Below are 903 nucleotides of genomic sequence, written 5' to 3'. Positions count from 1 at the left end.
GCTCTCCCAGGCCCGCACGTACTGCCACTCACGGGCCAGCGTCTGGTTCATGCGCTCGACCTTGCCGTTCTGCCAGGGGCTGTACGGCCTCGTGCACTTGTGCCTGACGCCCCCGGAGCTGAGGAACTCGTTGAAGGGGCGGCTGTGGTACGCGGGGCCGTTGTCGGTCATGACGCGCTCGACCGCGACGCCCATCCCCTCGAAGAAGCCGAGGCACCGGCCCATGAACGCCACGCAGGTCCCCTTCCTCTCGTCCGGGAGCAGCTCGGCGTAGGCGGCGCGGCTCCGGTCGCCGACGGCCACGTGCAGGCAGGCCGTGCCCGCCGAGGTGTGCCCGTGGTCGAGCTCGGAGGCGCCGCGGGCCCTCCAGCCCCCTCCGTCCGGTATCCGCGCGGCCTTCTTCACGTCGACGCGCAGCAGCTCGCCGGGCCTCTCCCGCTCGTAGCGCACGCGGGTCACGGGGCCGCGCCTCCGGGGCTCGCCGGTCACGCGGTCCACGTCGGCGAGCCTCGGCAGGCCCGCCCTCGCGACGATCCGGGCGCAGGTTCGGGCCGGCACGCCCGTGACCGCCGAGAGGGCGTGCGGCGCGAGCGGCAGCGACGTGCGCGCCTCCACGACCCGGGCCTCGTCCTCCGGGGCGGTGAGCCGGCCGAGCCGCGCCGGCCTGCCGGGACGGTCCGACAGCGGCTCGCCCCGCCTCGCCCGCGCGACCCACTTGCTGGCGGTCTGCCTGCTCACGCCCATCTGCCGGGCCGCCTCGCCGACCGCCTCGCCGGCCTCGATGCGCTCGACCAGCCGCTGACGGCCCCAAGGCGTGAGGCGTGCGTTAGGATGTTGTGACATGGGAGGGCCCCTCTCTTCGCTGCAGACCTAGACAATCCACAGCTTCGCGGAGCCCTCCCT

1 protein-coding gene is annotated in these 903 nt (G+C 74.4%); it reads right to left on the bottom strand.

All coding sequences use genetic code 11. The features are described from left to right. Nucleotides 1–843, bottom strand: an 843-nt coding sequence (locus tag GDJ97_RS06435) for a DDE-type integrase/transposase/recombinase (RefSeq protein WP_152070480.1), incomplete at its 3' end; no start/stop codon positions are given. Between the last annotated feature and the right edge of the window lie 60 nt (nt 844–903).

It is taken from the genome of Collinsella sp. AK_207A (genome assembly GCF_902501965.1).
GTDB lineage: Bacteria > Actinomycetota > Coriobacteriia > Coriobacteriales > Coriobacteriaceae > Collinsella.
Note: the sequence above shows the minus strand (reverse complement) of the source record. Positions and strands in the feature narration are given on the sequence as shown.